Annotated in this window: 15 protein-coding genes; 1 reads left to right on the top strand and 14 read right to left on the bottom strand. The window is 38.1% G+C overall.

Annotation, left to right across the window (positions count from 1 at the left end):
• Position 1 precedes the first annotated feature (1 nt).
• From ACFSCX_RS25615 to ACFSCX_RS25570, 10 genes are all read right to left on the bottom strand, one after another.
• Complete coding sequence (locus ACFSCX_RS25615; protein WP_377931112.1) at positions 2 to 1,036, bottom strand: sensor histidine kinase; 1,035 nt, start codon at positions 1,034 to 1,036, stop codon at positions 2 to 4.
• Positions 1,033 to 1,767, bottom strand: coding sequence for a cell wall-active antibiotics response protein LiaF (gene liaF, locus ACFSCX_RS25610; RefSeq protein ID WP_377931111.1), 735 nt, complete (start codon positions 1,765 to 1,767; stop codon positions 1,033 to 1,035). Before liaF ends, ACFSCX_RS25615 begins: the two co-directional genes overlap by 4 nt.
• A gap of 101 nt (positions 1,768 to 1,868) precedes the next feature.
• Positions 1,869 to 2,513 (bottom strand): PspA/IM30 family protein, encoded by a 645-nt coding sequence (locus ACFSCX_RS25605; RefSeq protein ID WP_377931110.1) that lies wholly within the window; start codon positions 2,511 to 2,513, stop codon positions 1,869 to 1,871.
• 23 nt (positions 2,514 to 2,536) lie between these two features.
• Positions 2,537 to 2,881, bottom strand: coding sequence for a lmo0954 family membrane protein (locus tag ACFSCX_RS25600; RefSeq protein ID WP_377931109.1), 345 nt, complete (start codon positions 2,879 to 2,881; stop codon positions 2,537 to 2,539).
• A 311-nt stretch (positions 2,882 to 3,192) separates the two neighbouring features.
• The gene (locus ACFSCX_RS25595) at positions 3,193 to 5,331 is read right to left on the bottom strand and encodes a 5'-nucleotidase C-terminal domain-containing protein (RefSeq protein WP_377931108.1); all 2,139 of its coding nucleotides are present in this window, start codon (positions 5,329 to 5,331) and stop codon (positions 3,193 to 3,195) included.
• A gap of 515 nt (positions 5,332 to 5,846) precedes the next feature.
• Positions 5,847 to 6,890 carry a LacI family DNA-binding transcriptional regulator gene (locus ACFSCX_RS25590; protein ID WP_377931107.1) on the bottom strand — a complete coding sequence of 348 codons (1,044 nt, stop codon included), beginning with the start codon at positions 6,888 to 6,890 and terminating at the stop codon, positions 5,847 to 5,849.
• Between the two features lie 171 nt (positions 6,891 to 7,061).
• Positions 7,062 to 8,591, bottom strand: a complete 1,530-nt coding sequence (locus ACFSCX_RS25585) for an alpha-amylase family glycosyl hydrolase (RefSeq protein WP_377931106.1) — start codon at positions 8,589 to 8,591, stop codon at positions 7,062 to 7,064.
• 117 nt (positions 8,592 to 8,708) lie between these two features.
• Positions 8,709 to 9,551 (bottom strand): sugar ABC transporter permease, encoded by an 843-nt coding sequence (locus ACFSCX_RS25580; RefSeq protein WP_377931105.1) that lies wholly within the window; start codon positions 9,549 to 9,551, stop codon positions 8,709 to 8,711.
• Between the two features lie 2 nt (positions 9,552 to 9,553).
• Positions 9,554 to 10,849, bottom strand: coding sequence for a carbohydrate ABC transporter permease (locus ACFSCX_RS25575; protein WP_377931104.1), 1,296 nt, complete (start codon positions 10,847 to 10,849; stop codon positions 9,554 to 9,556).
• Between the two features lie 302 nt (positions 10,850 to 11,151).
• The gene (locus ACFSCX_RS25570) at positions 11,152 to 12,423 is read right to left on the bottom strand and encodes a sugar ABC transporter substrate-binding protein (protein ID WP_377931103.1); all 1,272 of its coding nucleotides are present in this window, start codon (positions 12,421 to 12,423) and stop codon (positions 11,152 to 11,154) included.
• 338 nt (positions 12,424 to 12,761) lie between these two features.
• Here ACFSCX_RS25570 and ACFSCX_RS25565 point away from each other — a divergent pair, with 338 nt between their 5' ends.
• The gene (locus ACFSCX_RS25565; protein WP_377931124.1) at positions 12,762 to 14,522 is read left to right on the top strand and encodes a glycoside hydrolase family 13 protein; all 1,761 of its coding nucleotides are present in this window, start codon (positions 12,762 to 12,764) and stop codon (positions 14,520 to 14,522) included.
• A 56-nt stretch (positions 14,523 to 14,578) separates the two neighbouring features.
• Here ACFSCX_RS25565 and ACFSCX_RS25560 read toward each other — a convergent pair whose 3' ends face one another.
• The 4 genes from ACFSCX_RS25560 to ACFSCX_RS25545 form a co-directional block, all read right to left on the bottom strand.
• Entirely contained in the window at positions 14,579 to 15,364 is a 786-nt protein-coding gene (locus ACFSCX_RS25560; protein WP_377931102.1) for a CPBP family glutamic-type intramembrane protease, read from the bottom strand.
• Positions 15,365 to 15,414: 50 nt separating this feature from the next.
• Positions 15,415 to 16,521, bottom strand: a complete 1,107-nt coding sequence (locus ACFSCX_RS25555; protein ID WP_377931101.1) for an alanine racemase — start codon at positions 16,519 to 16,521, stop codon at positions 15,415 to 15,417.
• A complete protein-coding gene (locus ACFSCX_RS25550; RefSeq protein WP_377931100.1) occupies positions 16,521 to 18,485 on the bottom strand; it encodes a DUF4910 domain-containing protein in 1,965 nt (654 codons plus the stop codon). The genes ACFSCX_RS25555 and ACFSCX_RS25550 overlap by 1 nt, the downstream gene beginning before the upstream one ends.
• A 605-nt stretch (positions 18,486 to 19,090) precedes the next feature.
• A complete protein-coding gene (locus ACFSCX_RS25545) occupies positions 19,091 to 20,575 on the bottom strand; it encodes an alanine/glycine:cation symporter family protein (protein WP_377931099.1) in 1,485 nt (494 codons plus the stop codon).
• Between the last annotated feature and the right edge of the window lie 149 nt (positions 20,576 to 20,724).

Here is a 20,724-nt window from a genome sequence, read left to right as displayed (position 1 = left end):
ATTAACCTCCATTTCCCATCACCGGTACTTTTACTTCTAACCTAGTACCCTTGTCTGCTAAACTAATGATCTTCATCGATCCACCGATTTCAACGGCGCGCTCATACATGTTTTGCAAGCCATATGAGCCTGTTTTAGATGTCTCAACATCAAAGCCTTTTCCATCATCCACTACCCGAAGAATAATAAATTCGTCCCGTTTAATGAGTAACACTTCTAGTTTTGAGGCTTTAGCATGTCGCAATGTATTCGAAACCGATTCCTGTAAAATTCGAAATAAATGATCTTCTACTCCCTTGTCCATTGGTTCATCTTCAATTTTCCAAGTAATTTCCATCGGTACTTTCTGTAAGAGCTCCGTTAAAAGCTCCTCTATTCCTTCTTGAAGGGACTTTCCTTTTAAAGCAACAGGGCGTAAGTGCAATAGCAGTGCTCTCATTTCGAGTTGAGATTGATGGATTGTCTCTTCCACCATTTTGAGCTGCTTTGTTTCTAGATCATCGGTTTCAGACTTTGCCTCGGTAATTGCAGACATTAGCATAGAAGCTGCAAATAATTGTTGACTCACGGAATCATGTAATTCCCTTGCAAGCCGATTTCTTTCTTGTGATACCATTTCTTGAATTCGTTTCTCTAGATCTTCTGCCTTTTCAGTTGCAAGCTTTTGCGAAAGCTTCACTTGTTCCATCATTTGTTTTTGAATCTTCCCTGCATGATTCCAAATACTCGCTAGTTCTTGATCGTGTCCAAGCTGTTCAAAATTCAGCTGTTTCCCTTGTTCAATTTGCTGTAATGTATCGGTAACTGTTTTAAGCTGACTGCGGGTAGACATACCCGATATAACACCGAACACAATCCCGCCAATGATACTTATACTCGGAGCAATTACAATAAACGGGACATCCATAATTTTCCTCCCCCAAAGGTATGACCAATCCTCAATAGGAAATGCACTAAAAAACGTTAAGGATAGGATGAGAAAAATGAATAGACATAGGACGATAGATGTAAGAATCTGCCTTTGAATAATACTCATACTCGCTTCACCTCAATATCGCCAATTAACATCGAGGTGATAATTTTAATTTTTTGTTCGGCTTCTAAATAATTTTCAGTTTGATAATGCAGCGACTGGTTAAATACTCGATCCTCATAATGGTCAAAGATCGTGGTCGAACCGGTTAGAACCGCGTGCCTGACACTCACTTCCATTTCATAAGGTACGAGAATCCTTACGTTTCCAATGAAATTACGAATAGAAATAACAGATTCACCTTTTGGTAGAACCGTATTACTTAAATCGATGGTCGTATCTCCCACACCAGTATGGATGTTCACATCATTCCACTCGTAAACATGTTCTGGCGTTTGCTTTTGACCGAAGAGGATGTTATCAAAAATAGGATTTCGTTTAATGATAGGTTCCCCAGTTATGGTTGGATTAGCTTCTTCAATAATAGGGATAAGCTTTACTGGTTTTTGTTTTGATTGAAGGTATTGAATAACAAAATAAATGATAATCGCCAATAATAAAAACTTAAATGTCATCATTGTGACAATCGTGATGAATAAACTGATTAACCCGAACCAAAATAAGATTTTCCCAAAGGTAGAAGGCAGCTTTTTTCTTCCGTAGTAAATACATAGTCCTGATAAAAATCCCGAGAACATGACTCCTCCATTAAAGAACGTAACTTCTATTAGTAGAAGACCTATCGCAATTAAGGTAATCGTACTTACATAATCTGTTTTTTTCTTATTTAACATGGGGATCCCCCCTTCTTTCATTAATATGAAGATTTGAACTATGATGTCAAAGTGGAAAAAGGCGCAGAGTACCACGCCTTAAGAATACCATGTTTTATCTATTAATTAGAATGGGTTTCTTCTTTTTTCATATCTTTTTCTAATTGAGCAATTCTAGCATCTATGGTATTACGGTAATAATCTGAAGTAACCTTTTCCTCTAGACGCTCCAAATAGTTTTCTAAATCTGAAAAACTAGAAGATGCTTTGTCTGTATAGGTTGAGCTTGAATCAATCACTTGGTTCATTCGGTGCTCGGCTCTTACCATGTTTTCGCGGCCCATTAGCTCCATTCTCTTCAATTGCATATCCTTAAGCTTATGCTTCATTTCTTCATACTTCTTTTCAAGCTCTAGTAAATGCTGAACCGCTTGTGTAAGCGAAGTGTTTAAACGAGTAGCCCTTTCTTCATATTGAAGCTGCTCTTGATAGGCGAACTCATGAAGCTGAGATTCTCCTGCTTTTAAGGCGACTTCAGCTTGAGACTTGCGCTTTTCTGCCATTTTCTGAGCATTTGTTAACTCACGATTAAACTCTTCCTTTAACACATGTTGACGTTCTAGTAATTTGCGAACCTTTTCAACCTCAACTTCACATTGGCGCAAGTATTGGTTTAATAAGGCAATAGGATTTTTCTTCTCCTTTTCATCTAACACCTCGTGTAAATCAGCTGCAATTGAATTCTTAATACGATCAAATAGACTCATCTAAAATCTCTCCTTTTTATTCATTAGTTTCTGTTTAACTTTGCCCATTCTTTTTCAAAGTTCGTGAATGGATCATTTTTTTCAACCATCACTTCATCTGTTTGCTTCAATTTTTTATAGACAATGTACAGAACATAAGCAGCAACAACTGCTACTATCGCCGGTACATTAGAAGCCGTAGCCGCGAATGCAATCAATCCGAAGATTGCCCAAAATACTTTACTTACAGTTGAATTTGTTTTCATAAACCCCTTGAATGCGTAATACATGATCGCAAGGCTAATCACCAATCCAACTAGAGGGCCTACATTCGCTAAAAGAATAATCGCTGCAACTCCACCTAAAAGTAACAATCCAAATTTTTTCATATCTTATTTCCTCCTTTCTTTCATGGTTTAATCATACCGTCGTATGATAATCTGTATAATGTACCGTAGTTATATTTTGATTTAAGACTAGAGGCTTATTTTGTTATAGGTCTGGATTGTACCTGGGCATATGATGGAACATACAAAGGTTGCCACAGATAATGCTGTAAAAGCGGTGGGGCTTGGCTCAAAGGGGAACTTGACTACTATCACCGAAGAAAGAAAGTGGCAATTACAAGCTATAAAAAGTATAGATACATGTTACTTAAAATAAAATGGACGATCCTTCAATGAGGATCGTCCATTTTTTGTTAGTTTAGGATATAAAGAGATAAGATTTTTGCTGCTTGAGCTCTACTTGCTGTGTTGTTCGGCTTGAATGTATCTCCATATCCAGAAACATATCCTAATTCCGCAGCTGCATAAACGGCTGCTGCCATTTCTACATCAAGGCCAGCTACATCATTAAATCCATTCGTTTCAACGTCTGTAAAATCAACGCCCGTTTCAAATTTAAAAGCACGCATTAACATCGTAACCATTTGTGCACGTGTTATAGACTGGTTTGGTTGGAACTCAGTCGCTGATACCCCTTTAATAATTCCTGCTTCAAATGCAGCAGCAATTTCTGCTTGAGTAGTTGCTGCTAATCCTTTTGTATCAGCAAATGGAGCAGCTCCTTCTGCAGTTAAACCTAGTGTACGAGTGATCATAGAAGCAAATTGAGCACGTGTTAATGTCTTCTCTGGAGAGAATGAAGTTTCAGTTGTGCCTTTCACTACTTCCAGGTTAAATAAATCCGTTACATATTGATTTGCCCAGTGGTTAATTGGTAGGTCAGTAAAGCGATTAGATAGCTCAGCGATTCTTCCTTCAGCTTCATAATAAACTGGACCATCAAATAACTTCACATACTCAAGTGTTGCATCCACATCGGTCGGTCCTTCAGTTTCTTTACCTTGGAACTCAGCACCGTATTTACCAAACATATAGTTGTTAACGGTTACTGTATATTCTGCCTTTTCATCAACTTTTGACCCGTCAGGTAGGAACATATCTACTACTTGTAAAGTTGAACGATCCCATGTATATGTGAATCCAGCAATTGAATTGTCTGGGCCGTATTTTTCTGAGATTTGCTTATTCAGAATTTCTCTTAATTGTGCACCAGTTACAGGGAATTTAACTAGATAGTTTCCAAATGGTTGAATATTGAATAGATCACCAAATGTAATTTCACCTGCTGGTAAGTCTTCACGGATTCCTCCGCCGTTCATTAAGGCAAAATCACTATCCATTGCAACCATCATTCCGTCAGCAATTAAGTTTCCAAGTGCATTGTCACCAAGTCCAAATGTACCGTATCCACCTAACAAATCAGCTGCAGCTTCCCCAACAACAACCGCCTGTTTTTCTTTAGCCTTTTCATCGTAGCTATCAATGATTGCTTTTACTGTTGCATCTGCTTCAACTTCTGCCTGCGTGTTGTAAACTACATCAGCAGTTTTCTTAACGATATCACCTGTTGTTGGGTCAATTTCAAGATCTACATCTGAGAAGGCTTTACCATATTCGTAAGCTTGTACTATTAATTTATTATCAACTGTTGCTACAACCTTTTGGTGGTTATGCGCTGCAAAGATTACATCAACCTCATCATCTACTTCGTTAGCAAAGTCAGCCGCATCACCTGTTGCGGAAGTACCATCTTGACTAGCTTCATTATGTGCAAGAACTATGATAGCCTTTACACCTTGTGATTTTAACTCTTCAGTATATTTATTAATTGCTTCTACTTCATCTGTTACTTCTAAGTTTTCATTTCCATTTTTAACGATAATATATGGAGTTTCTGTTGTCACAACTCCGATGAAACCAATTTTAGCTCCACCAATTTCTGTAATATGATATGGATCAGTGATTAGTTCACCTGTAGATTTATCAAACGCATTAGCCGCTAATACTGGGAAGTTCATTCCGTCATATCCAGCCTTTCCGTTTGGATGATCTCCACCTTTTAGCATTCTTTGTAATTCAGCAATACCTTCGTCAAATTCATGATTTCCTAAAACACCAAGATCAAATCCCATCGCTTCCATAATTTCAACAATTGGCTCATCTTGGAATGCAGCTGAGTTAAAAGGACTTCCACCAATCATATCTCCTACATTTACAAGCAGTGTATTTGGGTTTAATGCTTCTCTTTCCTTAATATGAGTAGCTAGATAATCCATTCGGCCGATTATTTCTTTTACACCATCAGCATTTATGTCTTCTTCATATTGCTCGCTCATCTTACCGTGAAGGTCATTAACACCTAATATTTGTACCTTAATTGTTTCTGTTTCAGCTTCTACGAAGCTCGTGCTAAATGGTGCTGCAAACGCTCCAATTACTAGAGCAGAAGCTAATGCAAGACTAACAATCCCTTTTGAAGTTTTACGAATCATGATTTTCTCCTCTCACTTTCTAAATTAATCATCCTATGTTTCCTAAAAGTAATAAAACTAGTATTGCGTTTAATATTGTAATAGATTTATATTTCTATAGTAAAGGGTAAATATGACACTAATTAGCGATATTTGTAAATTTCAAGATAATTTTTTGTAAATTCTTGCTTTCAAGTATCGTAATTGCTACTATTTCCTCGGAAATTGTCGGCACAACTAGGAAGGTCATTTAACATAAGCTAAGGAACATATTTCTATTTGATACGGGGGGAAAAACTATAAAAGTTTTCAGCAAAAGAATGGACTAGTTACTTCGAATCCAGCTCCAGCACCCAGCCACTCTAGGTCAAAAAAACTGTCATGAATAATGGGAAAACCACCCTTTTTTCATTGACAAAACATATGCCCTGCCTTATTAAAAATCAAAAAAGAACCCAGCTAGGTACTGCACTCCAGAGGTTAGATTTGCAACTCTAACTTCTGGGGTGCAGTACCGCTATGGGTTCTTTTTTTGATTATTCTACTGTTTTTAATTGTAGTGATTTTTCTTTGCAGGATTGTCTTTTTACTAGCTTATGTGGAACAATTACACGCTTCACATGACCTGATGGATTTTCGATTTGCTCGATCACATATTTAGCGGCTGTACAGCCAAGGTCGAAAATATTAATGTTTACGGAGGTTAACGGAGGCCGAGATACCTCTGAAAACATACTATTGTTAAAACTCACAACTGAAATATCATCTGGGACACTAATCCCCATTTCTGCTAACGTGTTTAACACACCTAGAGCCATGATATCATCCGTTACGACAAGAGCAGTAGGAGGATCAGTCAAGGCTAATAATTCCTTCACAGCCTCTCGTCCACCTTCTTTTAAAAACTCTTCTTGAACAATGTAGTCATCTCTGTAGACAAGATTTGAGTTACGTAATGCTTTCTCATATCCGAGAAGACGATCGATTGTCACAACTAGGTTTAAGCTTCCTCCGACAAAGGCAATTCGATCATGTCCTAAGCCTATTAAATATTCTGTAACTTCCTTTGAAGCTAAATAATTGTCATTATCGACATGTGTAATCGAGTCAGCATCTTTAAATGGCTTTCCAATAACAGTAAAAGGAAACTTATTTTCTACTAAGTAGTTGATGACTTCATCATCAATTCTAGAATATAGCAGGACGATGCCATCTACTCTTTTACCTTGTACCATTTTGACAACGCCTTCAAATATTTCATCCTCTGTCTCTCCGGTTGACATGTACAATGCATAGTCTTTCTCATGTGCCATTGTACTGATACCTCTAATGACTTCTGGAAAGAACGGGTTTTGAAAGACTTTATCTGCAGAACTTGGCATAACTAGGCCGAGTGCTTGTGTAGACTGATTAGCTAAGCTTCTTGCGATAAAGTTCGGATGATACCCGAGCTCCTTCATTGCTTCCCGAACACGTTCCTTCGTTTCTTCACTTATTCGAGGATTATCAGCAATAACTCTTGATACAGTAGAAGGGGCAACGTTTGCCAACTTTGCAACATCCTTGATTGTTACTGCCATGAACTCCCTCTCCTTCGGTCTCATTCATTACTCTTATTGTATCGAATAAGACCTTTATATGTCTGTGTTATGTTGTTTCCAATTTGAGTGATCTTGTTTTGAAGCATATACGCCTTTATATCGATGAAATTCACTAACTAAGGAAGAAATAGGACGTTTAACAAACTTTTCTTATGCCTTATTTTTCCCACGCTTTTTAGCAAAATACAGGAAAAGCCCAAACAAAATCCACACTCCAATCAGAGTTCCAATAAACCCCCAATTTAATCCTGATTTTTCATTAACAGTAAAGATATTGGCAAGTTCCCGGTCTAAAGTGATTGTGAATGACTCTCCAGATGGACGGATAATTTGATCCTGCAGAAGCCCTCTTAGTTCCTTATTTTCACCGATTTTACCAGAAGGTATAGTAGCTGTTTTTGTCTCTGTTGAATTATTGACTACCATAATCGTTGATTCATCTTCATACGAACGTATAAATACCGCCATTCCGCCATCCTCATATAGCAACTCGAAATCTCCTCGTGTTAATGAAGGAAACTTGGAACGAATGGACGCAAGCTTTGTCATATAGTCAATAATAACAGGGTCTGCTCTAAACCCCATCATTCTTCGATTGTCAGGGTCTTCCCCTCCATCAAGTGCTATTTCTGTTCCGTAATAGATAATGGGAATACCTGGGGCACCATATAGGTAAGTTAATGCTAGTTTTAATCTCGTTTCAGGGTTTTGCTTCTTTAAGAGTACCTCTCTTGTAAATCTTGGATTATCATGATTATCAATAAACGTTCCAAGCACGTAAGGGTTTTCATAAAAAGCTTCGTTTCGTTTCCAAATGGTCTCTAATCTACTAAGAGATTCATCTGGAGCACTAAAGACGCGAACCATTTCATTGAATAATGGATAATCAACAAATGAATCGATCCCTGTTTCACCGTATGAGGCTACATATCTAGGATCATCGTGCCATACTTCCCCAATCAAGAAAAAGTCACTTTTCACACTTTTTACTTCTTTGGAAAACTCTTCCCAAAACCATTTTGGTACATGTTTCACAGTATCGAGACGATATCCGTCTATATCCGTTTCGGTAATCCACCATTTTGCCATTTCAAGTAAATACTCTTGAACTTCAGGATTTTCTTGAGCTAAATCTGGTAAACCAAATAATTGGCCTGTCTCTACATCCTCTTGACTGTCCCAATTTCGAATATCTTTTCGTTCATGAAACCAATCCTGTTTGTCTGGGTCACTTAGCCAAGGATGCTGGTAACCAGTATGGTTCACTACTAAATCTAAGATTACTTTTATATCCCGATTATGAGCCTCTTGAACAAGCTGCTTGAATTCCTCAAGTGTTCCAAAATGCTCCTCGACATCATAAAAATCTTCTGTCCAATAACCGTGATATCCTTTTGGTTCGTTCTTCAAAATGGGTGTTAACCAGATGGCTGTAAAACCTAGATCCTTTATATAATCTAGTTTTTCGGTTATTCCCTTTATGTCCCCACCATGGTACGCTTTTGGATCACTTAAATCTACCTCATAGTCATTGGAGGTATCCCCGTTATGAAAACGATCAACCATTATAAAATAAATCATCTCATCTTGCCATGTTCGCTCTTCTTTTTCTACAGCCCCAACTGGTAGGGCGTAAAAAAGAAGAAACGGGACAAGCAATAATACTATCCGTTTGCTCAATCTCCGTTTCCCCCTTACGTATTATTTTTGTTCATGAGTTAGCTTGCGAACAGTCTGTCCTTCGTTCAATAACCTGAGGTTTTAAAAGGCACTACTAAAACGGCTTCATTTAAGCAATTATCCCTTTGTACCTCCAGCTGTTAATCCAGAAATTAAGTATCTTTGTAAGAACAGGAATACAACAGCAATCGGCAAGGCTATTAAAATGGAGCCTGCTGCAAATCGAGTAAAGTTGTTATTAAACTGATCATTTATAAAGTTAAATAATCCTAGTGCTAACGTAAATTTCTCTGGATCTCTTAAAACGATACGCGGTAATAAGAAATCTGTAAAAGGAGCCATAAAGTTAAATAATGCTACAACCGCTAATATTGGCTTAGCTAAAGGAAGCATAATTTTAAAGAACACTCCTAAATGACCTGCTCCATCCATTCTCGCCGCTTCATCTAACTCTTTTGGAATTGTATCAAAATACCCCTTAACTAGCCAAGCATTAAATGGAATTTGTCCCCCTATATAAATTAAAGTTAACCCGACTAAAGAATCTAAAAGTCCAATCATATTTAATAGGATGTAAAGGGCTACCATTGACATCAACGATGGGAACATTTGTAGGACTAAAAATGCGTATAGTCCATATTTCCTACCCACAAAGCGATATCTTGAGAAGGCATAGGCAACAAATGCGGTAATTAATACAGAGAAAAAGGCATTTGCAATCGCTACAAGAATACTATTCTTATACCAAGTTAAGTAATCACTGCTCGGATCTGTAAACAACCATTTATAATGCTCTAATGACCAGTTCTCAGGAATCATTGTTGCAGAGAACAAACTTGTCCCTGGATTTAAGGATAATCCAATGGTCCATAGCAGCGGATAACCGATTACAATAAACATGAAAAAGAGGAATAAATAAATAACTGTTACTTCTATTCTTGACTTTGTCTTTGGATTCATACTTAAATGTTCCCCTCCTCTTTAAAGGAACGCGTCCGTCTAAATTGGAATATGGCAAAACCAGCAACAATAAGACCGATAATAATTGAAATGGCTGCTGCCATATTGTAGTTATTTGTTTCAAACGTTAAATCAAATACCCACGAAATCAGGATATCTGTTCCTCCTGCATTTTGTCCACGAACCGCTGGACCACCTTCATTAAATAAGTAAATGATGTTAAAGTTATTAAAGTTCCCAGCATATTGCATAATCAGAAGTGGTGCCGTTGCAAATAGAACATGTGGCAGGGTGATAAACCTGAACTTTTGCCATCGCGTACCACCATCAACGTCAGCCGCTTCATACCAATCCTTTGAGATACTCGTAAGCACCCCTGTAAATAAAGCAAATACAAACGGGAAGCCAAGCCATGTCTGAATCATAATTAATGCAACCTTTGCCCAGAAAGGATCACTCAGCCAAGGAATCATCACACCAAAATGACTTAATATATCACGATTTATCGCTCCAAATCGATCGTTAAACATCGCAGAGAAAATAAGAATCGTAACAAAAGCTGGTACTGCCCAAGGTAAAATTAAAAACGTGCGAATTAGACGTTTGAATTTAATTCTTGGATCATTTACAAGTAAGGCTAAAAATAACCCTAAACCAATTTGCAAAGTAGTTGCAACAACTGTCCACACAATCGTCCAAGACATAACGGTAAAAAACGTATTTTTCCATATTGGAATCGATACTAAGCTAACAAAATTGTCAAAACCAATCCAATTCAGCAGGTTTCTCGGTGGTGAATTGTACAAATTATAATCTGTAAAAGCTAATGAAATCATGAATGTCAGTGGAAGAACGACAATGAATAACAGAAGAATTAATCCTGGAGTGACAAAGATATATGGAAAACCCGTATCCCATGCACTTCTTGCAGCTTCAATAATAGAAGGTTTTTTCTTTCCTAATTGTCGGTCAATCGCATCTTTTCTTGCGTCCTTGATATTGTATATGTATAAAGCAAGTGCAAATCCAATTAATATAACAGATACTAACCCCTGAATAAGCAAGAAAATAGAGTGGTCAATTTTCGGAATTTCTCCTAGGGTAAATAATCCCCATAGACCGATATTTAAGAAATCTAAGAAGGCAATCAAAAAGGCAGCTTCAACAATGAAGAAAACCGTTCCTTTAAGAAAACGACGATTATATAGCTGTCCTAAACCTGCAAATAGGATGGATAGGATCATAGCTATTGTGGGATTATGCCTATTTAGTTTATTTTCATTAATGTACTCAGACATAGGAAATCCTCCTAAATATAAAGTGAAACTTCAATCAAGTGTGTTTTTCCACAGATTGTTTGTTGAGGCCCACGATGTGGGTCACACAGATGTAGCCACAGGATGTGGTAATCTTAGTCTATGTTCTTATTATCTCGGGTATTTTTCCCCAATCTACGTTACATCGATAACTTATTTGCCTAAGGTTGGGTGGGACCAACTGCCCCTTAATGCAAGGTAAAGAATAATGGTGGATAGGACGAACTCCGTCATCTATCCACCTTTATTATACGTAAGAGACTTACTTTTTACGATTTCTTATTTTATTGTGCACCACTAGATGCAATCTTTTCGTTAATAATATCTACTGCCTCAGAAAGAACCTCAGCAACGTCATCTCCTTGAGCGATAAATGTTAAAGCGTTGCCCATTGGATCCCATACTTGTTGCATTTGTGGGATACTTGGCATCGGCTCACCATAAGCAATTTGCTCAGCAAACCCTTTCATTAAAGGATCATTAGTAATTTTGTCATCTGTTAACGCTGCTTGGTTAGCTGGCATTTCACCTGCTACCTCATAGTAATGCATTTGGTTTTCAGTGTTTGTAATAAACTTTAATAAATCTGTTGCCCACTGTTGGTTCTCAGAGTAAGAAGAAATCATCCAAGATTTTACTCCAACGAATGATTTTGGATGTTCACCGTTCTCAAGAGTTGGAAGTGGAGCAGTCGCAAGCTTATCGCCTAGAGCATCACGGTAAGTTGTAATATTCCAAGGTCCTGTAATAACAGTTGCTACTTTACCATCCGTGAATAAACCGTTCATTACGTCACCCGTGATTTCTTTTGGAATGTATCCATTTGTAAACCAAGATTGAATTAGTTCTCCACCTTTTACAGCACCTTCATTTCCTAATCCGATATCACTTGCATCGTAAGCTCCACCATCTTTATTGAACACATACCCACCGTATCCTGCAAAGAATGGATATACGAAATAGAAGTTTGCTGCTTCCATTAAGAAACCATATTTATCTTGAGAAGCATCCGTTTGTTCTGCAGCAATAGCCATTAGCTCTTCCATTGTTGCAGGAGCTTCTGCTACTAAGTCCTTATTGTAGTAAAGACCATATGTTTCTACTACATGAGGAACTCCATAAACCTCTCCATCAAATGTTACAGCATCTATTGCTGTTTCACTGTAATCACCAGTATTATCAAGTGTAATTGGATCTGCTAACCCTTGAGTTACGATATCACCAATACGATCGTGTGGCTGGAAGAAGATATCTGGTCCTTTTCCAGCGGGAGCATCTAATGCTAAAGCTTCGATTTGGTCTAGCATTGACATAGCGACCATCTCGACTTGTATGCCAGTTTCAGCTGTATACTTTTCAACAATTGTTTTAATTGCTTCTTTTTGCTTTTCTTCATCATTTACCCACATTACTAACTTTTCTGGCTTTGTAGCCTCATCTGTTGCAGGAGTATCAGTATCTCCAGCGTTATCATCAGTATCTCTTTGTGGACCACACGCTGCTAGCACACCAAATGCTAGAACCATGATCATGAAAATCGAAATGATTTTCTTCATTGTAATAACCCCCCATTTTCGAATAAGTATTTGCAAACGTTAAAGAAACTCGTTTGCCAATGCAATCGTTTGCACTTTTGAAAACGGTTGCACTGATTAACCTAGCTTTAATTATACAGCCTATTTCATTTTTGACAACTATTTTATCCTAATTTTTTCTATAATAAATTCCCCTTGAATGTATACGACATATACATTTTTCTTATGGATTTTTTCATCCTACTAGTCTCTTCTATTGAACATTTCTTCTCATCAAGAAAACAAATTGACTTTCATTTTCGCTTATTCTAACCTATTAATTAAGCAAACGATTGCACTTTAGGAGGATGATGGTGAGAATGCTAAAGGAAGCGGTTTATCATAGGCCCAAAAATAATTATGCCTATGCCTATGACAAAGAAACATTACATATTAGATTACGCACAAAAAAGAATGACGTTGATTCGGTTCGACTTATTTATGGAGATCCATATGACTGGAAGGAAGATGAACCAGGAAAACATAGGTGGCAAACATTCGAGATAAATATGAACAAAAGTGGATCGGATGCTTTGTTTGATTACTGGTTTTCGGCCATCAAGCCTGAATGCCGCCGTCTTCGTTATGGTTTTACATTAACGAATAGAAATGAAACTATATATTACACTGAAAAAGGCTTCTACGAAGAAAAGCCACTTGATGATACAGCCTATTATTTTTGTTTTCCTTTTTTAAATGAAGCAGATGTATTTAACGCACCAGAATGGGTAAAGGATACGGTTTGGTATCAAATATTTCCTGAGAGATTTGGGAATGGTGACCCATCGAATGATCCTCCTGGAACTTTACCATGGGGTACTACTGAACCAACAGGGAAGAACTTCTTCGGTGGTGATTTTCAAGGAGTCATTGACCATATTGATTATTTAGTCGAGCTTGGGATTACGGGCATCTATTTTACACCCATCTTCAAAGCATACTCTAATCATAAGTACGACACAATTGACTATATGGACATTGATGAACAGTTTGGCAATAAGGAGACATTTAGGCATCTTGTCGATACGTGTCACAAAAACGGGATAAAGGTAATGCTTGATGCCGTATTTAACCACAGTGGTTATTACTTTGAACCGTTTCAAGATGTATTAAAGAATGAAGAAAACTCAATGTATAAAAATTGGTTCCATATAAACGAGTTTCCTCTTAAGACAGAGCCACGTCCTAATTACGACACATTTGCTTTTGTCCCTAGTATGCCGAAGCTTAATACGGAAAACCCGCAAGTGAAGGAATATTTATTAGAGGTAGGACGTTATTGGGTTCGAGAATTTAATATCGATGGCTGGCGATTAGATGTAGCAAACGAGGTTGACCATCAGTTTTGGCGTGAATTTAGAAAGGCAGTCAAGGATATTAAACCTGATGTGTACATTCTCGGAGAAATTTGGCACGACTCCATGCCATGGTTACAAGGGGACCAGTTTGATGCAGTCATGAACTATCCATTTACGAACGCAGCCCTTCAATACTTTGCCAAGAATGAAGTGAAGTCTTCCGAGTTTGCCAATATCATCTCAAATGTATTACACATGTATCCTAACAATGTGAATGAAGTTCAATTCAACCTATTGGATAGTCACGACACTCCTAGAATTTTAACGATTTGTCATGATTCTATCGAAAAGGTGAAGTTACTTTATTTATTTCAGCTTTCCTTCCAAGGCTCTCCTTGTATTTACTATGGAGATGAAATCGGTATGACTGGTGGACAGGATCCTGGTTGCAGAAAGTGCATGGTTTGGGATAAAGACAAGCAAGACCGAGAACTCTTTACGTATGTGTCAAAGCTGATTCATTTCCGTAAAACCATTCCCGCTTTCGGAAATAAAGGACAATTCACGTTTATTGAAGCAAATGATGCCGAAAATTATATTATTTATCAAAAATCTTACCAAAATGACTATCTATATTTTGTTATTAACAATTCTGATGAAGCAAGAACAGTCTTATTGCCAAAGGAGATGTCTTCGCCTCTACAAAATCTATGGAATGGTAAAAGTATTACTTCTAGTGCAATAGACCTTGAACCGTATGGTTTTGCCATTCTGAGTAGATAAAACCAGGATTTTTACAAAAAAACAGGCTGAGCTTCTATTTTCAGCCTGTTCCTGTTTTATAATATATGAACAAGTATTCCATAATGAAAAATATGTACAAATGCATGAGCAATGATGGCATAGATTAACCCTTTTTTCCAATAAAGGTACCCACAGAATACACCAATTACACCATTTAAAACAATGGCTCTTATTACAATGGCTGTTGTTAAAGTTCCCACTAAAGCCTGGGTAGCTGGTAAGTGACCTATACCAAACATGATGGCTGCAAAAATAATCCCAAACCAATAGACCCATGCAGGGATATTATCTGCCTTTTTTCTAAATATTTTTGATACAATCCAGATGATCAATGTCATTAAGAACAGGCGAATGGCTATTTCTTCCCAAATCCCGCCGTACAGCACTCCCGCAAGCAAACCTTTGTACCATACCGTTTCGGCTACTTCACCAAATTCAGGTACAAATGGCTGGAAAACATACTTATCCATTAAAGCTAACGAAATAAATCCAATACATCCTCCAAGGATGGAGATGATGATCCATTTCCTAGACCACGTAAACGTATTACTTTTATCCACTAACGATTGAAAAAATGGGAGATGTAAGTTAACCTTTGGTGCTAATGTTAAACCCACAAGACTCATTACGAAGGTCGTGATAAAAAATTGAATACTTGATACAACCATTATTAACACAGGTGAAATTTCTGGAATCTCTACTCCTTCTGGTAAATTACTAGGTGTTATACCTTGGACCCATAGTAGCACTAAAATAGCGACAACACTGAACATCGAAAATACGAAACTTAATAATATATTTTGTTTTATACTAGCTTTCAAATGCGAAACTTCCCTTCTTCACTTGCTACAATTCTTTAGCTCCTTATATGTTATTTAACCATTCCTCTAGCATCAATCTTCCATAAATCTACCACTTTTTCTCCATCATGCACAACATATTCTTGAAATTGGTTTACAACGGTACATGCATGGTTCGGTATGATTTGGACTTTGTCAGTTAACTTTAAGGTCGTCCTTTGAGTAAAAGTCCCTACACCATGCTCTTCCGATAAACGTGCAATCGTTACCTCCGGATGACCAACGATGGATCCAAACCCCTTCACCGTTTCATTCCCATGTGCTCCTTTATCTAAACAGAGAGATTTGCTTCCAGTATCAAGCACAATTCGATCTTTATACTCTCCCACAACTGACGAGAGCAGTGATAAGGCACAGTTATCGAAGCTTGCAACCCCAAGACCGACTTGAATGGAATCAAAGAACACTGCATTCCCTGGTCTCACTTCTGTAATACCAGGTACCTTACCTGCCGTACGGTAAGTTGGTGTAGACCCCACACTTCTCACTCGAATGGGAATTCCTTCCCGTTCACAATCGTTCGCACTATCAACTACCGCTTTGCCTTCGGAAACACCGATTGCGTCAATTTCTTCTATAGAATTTGCCGCGTACGAATGTCCGGCATGAGTGAAAATCCCTCCTAGTTCAAGCTTGTTATATGACATAATTTCCTTTGCTAACTTTACTGCCTCTACTCCAGGTTCTACACCACAACGATGTAAGCCAGAATTCACTTTAATCCATACTTCTAGCTTATATGGAGAATGTTCTAACTCTTGCTGCAAATATCGCAATTGATCAGTATTATCAACGGCTATTTTCAAAGAAACCCCAATCATTAATAGTTGCACCAATTTATGAATCTTTTGATGGCTTGAAATAGGATAGGCAATCAATATATCCTTGATTCCACCAGCAGCCATCACCTCTGCCTCGCTTACTTTTGCAGTCGTGATGCCCACAGCTCCTGATTCTATTTGCATGTTGGCAATATGGATAGACTTGTGTGTTTTAATATGTGGCCTCAAGGCTAAGCCATTTTCCTCTGTAAAAGATGCAATTGTGTTTATATTTTTTTCTAGCTTTTTAATATCTAGTAATAGCGTAGGTGTATCCAATTCATGTAGTTTTGTCATCAAGTACCCTTCCTTCTCTCAGTTATGATGTGTAATGACAGGCATATTTCCATTAGCTTTTTCGCGTAGTCTGGGTAGTATTGTGATGTTTCATATTTTGTCAGCTCCAAGATCTCTTCCATCGTCCGCTCACCATTCATCCAATAAAATAAGAAATCTGAGTATCCGCTTGGAACGCTTGGTTCAATCTCTTTTAACCAATGAAGACGCTCATCTTTCGTTAATTGCTTCACCTCATCTCCAAGGCGAATAGGCCCCTTATATTTTCGAACATACACACGGTTCATCCAGTCTTCTATTTCGTCCACTTCGGAAGGATGCTGTTTGAAGCTAAGTTCATATTCAGCCATTTCTGTTACAAGTGATGTCTGTCTTGTATTAAAATCCTTCAAAACCTTCGTATGTTCTAGCAAACGAGTAAACCCGCGCAAGCGTGCATATTCTTCTAGTTGTAAGAAGGCTGCTTCCTCATATCCAATAAAGAAAGATAAAGCCTGTTTTATGGTTTCTTTTGAGAAATTTCTGTTCATTAACCATTTTTTCGAATCTATGAGGTAAGAAGATATCTCATCTGAATGATTAGAAGCGTAAGCCATCCAATCCATTTCTTCTCCATTTGCTAATCCATAACTATATAAGGCTGCTACAGTTCCTACTAGCTTCATCATGTTGGGATCTAAATGAGTTGTAGAATCAAGAGTGGTATGATAATTCTTGTCTGGCCATTGAATAAGCATAGGACAAGGTATTCCAATTGTCGGATCTGAAATGATGTAATGATCACTTCCTCCAGAAAAACGAGTTTTTTCATAATGGGTTGTGCTATACTCAGTAGTTCCAGTAAAGGTAGACGTATTTTTTGACAGATCTGAAACGAGTGAATAAACAAATCTGTCCACAAATGTAGGTGTTGAAAGTGGTGGCTGCTCGATGCATAAAGGTCCTCCACCCTTTGATTGATCAGCACCTACCATATCTAAATTCAAAGCTGCAACCGTCTTTGTGATTCGCTCCGGGTGCAAGTGAAAATAAGCACAGGTCCCCGTCATTTCAGGCATCATTAGAAAGCGAATACCAAGGTCAGGTTTTGGAAGGAGTCCTTTATTGATTAACCGTGTTAACGTTCTCATCACTTCCATTAAGGTCCCGGGCCCAGATGCATTATCCTGACCACCTGGATATGGATGACAAAGATGACTGACAATCAGAATTTCTTTATCCTGTTTACCTGGTATAAAGTATTCAATATTTTCAAATTGACCATCATATAGCTCTGACTTGACAGATGCCTGTAAAGTCACGGTTTGAGTTTTCGCTAATTGTCTAAGCTCTTCGCTAATTCTTGGTGATACGACAAAACCAAACGATTTCACCTCTTCTTGCTGGTGCCACCAATATGATGTGTATTGCCTCGCATCTGGCATATCCTTCCTTGAACGGATCGGTCTGAATTCAGCCAGATTGTCAAAGATTAGCCCTCTGCATTTATATTTTTCAACCGCTAATGCATGGACGATAAATTGATTCCCACGAACAAGTGCAATTTTCCCTTCCAGGTCAAGCCCTATATAGCTTTTTTCATCCTCTGCATTCTCAATCACAACTAACTCTGCCTTTACTCCTTCTAGTCCGGTTGAGATACTACGCTGAATAACGGATATTTCTTCTTCTTCAAACCGAGCGATTCTCCTCCGATTCGGTCCCTCTACCCAAAGCTCTGCACTTTCGCATTTCCATTCTTGAAATGAAAAATGTGAAAGAAATCGCTCACCATATTGGGCTGGATAGGAAATTAATTCTGCATCTACATGATCCCTTTTGAGCAGTTCAATAACCTCTCTGGCAGCTTGCCTGTACCCTGGAGATGCTTGTATTCGATGATACTGGGCAATCCGGTCTGCGTATCGAAAAGCTTGTCTACCTGATAACTCCTCTTCAATGAGCTTTCTCCAACTTTGAAACATACGTAAGACCTCCATCTCTTTTTCTGATTACTTCGCTATTTTAATAGGTAATTCCTTGTTTAGGACGGTTCAATTGCACTAGTTATCCGATACTGATATCACGGAGTTTGACGTATTTATTGATTTTTTATCATTTCATTCGTTTTACTGTAAATTCCTGTTAGTTTTGTATTTTTATTAAATGTTCTTGAACTTTTTTGTGATTTTCTTTATCTTTTCGGTTGTGTTGTACCGATTATCAGCAAGCCGACCTCCTCCTCTTTATCGACCCATTCATTTTTATCGCAACTTCCAACTGTTAACAGCAGCTTTCTGCTGGAATTCGTTTCTTCAGAACAAAAGGCTCAGGGCGCCCCGTTTAGCCTAAGTCAGAGCAAATGTTCTGTCATAAAAAAGGTGGTTTTCCCTTTTATTCATGACAGGATATTTGACCAAGGAAAAAGTGAGTTTTCCTTTTCCCTCGAGTAAGATGAAATGGCAAAGATCGTCGCATTTCATCTTCGCTCGGCCATGAGCTGGATGTAGCCGTAACATTGTATATACTAAACACCAGAAACTTTCTTAACGTAAAATAAAAAAGGTAAGCCGAGGCTTACCTTTTTTCATTATGCAGTAAAGGACTTATCCTTACCTTTCGGAGATGGATCATCACCTTCATACTTATATTCATCTACCCAATAGTCTGCATTTTTAATCCCTAATTTAACCGGATCAAATACTGGGTCAAGACCTTGCTTCCGTTGTGCTTCATAATCTTTAAATGTAGCAAGGGCAGGTTTTGCTAAAATTAAGATGGCAATCATATTGAGCCATACCATCAGGCCTAAACCTACATCTCCTAACGCCCATGCCATATCGGCAGATTTTACTGCTCCGTAGTACGTAGATGCTAGTAATACTACCTTTAAAATTAGCATTGGGATCTTGCTATTTCTTCCTTTTGTTAAGTACGCAATGTTTGTTTCTGCGATATAGTAGTAAGCCATAATAGTCGTGAATGCGAAGAAGAATAAGGCGATCGCAACAAATCCAGAACCAAATCCAGGTATGACAGAGTCAATCGCAGCTTGTGTGTAAGCAGGACCTGCTGCTATCCCCTTTAAGTTCTCAACAATAAAGGAACCATCTGCCGCTTGAGTATTGTACATACCTGTAAATATAATCATGAACGCTGTAGCAGAACATACTAAAAGTGTATCAATATATACAGATGCCGCTTGCACTAATCCTTGCTTAGCAGGATGCGATACTTCCGCAGCTGCAGCAGCGTGTGGACCTGTACCTTGACCTGCTTCGTTCGAGTAAATTCCACGCTTAACTCCCCAAGAAATGGCTAAACCGATGATTCCTCCAAATGCAGAATCTAATGCAAATGCACTTCTAAAAATTAGCCCTATAACAGCTGGTAGCTCCGTAATATTCATAGCAATAATGATAAGGGCTAGTAAAATATATCCTATCGCCATGAAAGGTACAACATATGCTGCAGTTTTCGCAATACGTTTAACTCCACCAAAGATAATTGCAGCTAGTAAAGCAATAATGATAATCGCCGTAATATTTGTGTTTAATCCAAACGCATTATCTACTGCAAGTGCAATAGAATTGGATTGGATACCTGGCATTAGTATACCTACTGCTAGTAAAGCCGAAATAGCAAAGATAACGGCATACCACTTAAGTCCAATGCCTTTTTCAATATAATACGCAGGACCCCCGCGGTACTCTCCGTCTTGCTTCTCTTTATAGATTTGAGCTAGCGTTGATTCAATAAAGGCACTGGATGCACCAATAAAAGCGATCGCCCACATCCAGAACACTGCACCTGGTCCACCAAAAGCAATCGCTGTTGCTGTACCAGCAATATTACCAGTACCTACACGACCTGAAAGCGCTAACGCAAGTGCTTGGAACGAAGAAACTCCCGCATCTGAGCTTTTCCCTTTGAACATAAGAACGAACATGTGCTTGATGTGTCTCACTTGCAAGAAACGAGTTAAGATTGAAAATAAAAGTCCAACAGCTAAACACCCATAAATCATTGGAGAACTCCAAAGCACACCGACTAACCAATTAATAAAGGCTTCCATCATCTTCCTCCTTATTTTCTGAATTTTTTAATACTTCAAAAAGATTATAAATTATAAATTCAAATTGGACAACAAAAATTTTCCATGTTAGGGAAAGTTACCTATTTCTTTCATGGTCCATATACTGTGAATGAACATAAAGGAGGGAA

Origin of the sequence: Bacillus salitolerans (genome assembly GCF_042680805.1) — a bacterium.
Taxonomy (GTDB): Bacteria; Bacillota; Bacilli; order Bacillales; family SA4; genus Bacillus_CJ; species Bacillus_CJ salitolerans.
The sequence above is the reverse complement of the archived record's forward strand: the minus strand, read 5'-3'. Positions and strand labels throughout refer to the sequence as shown.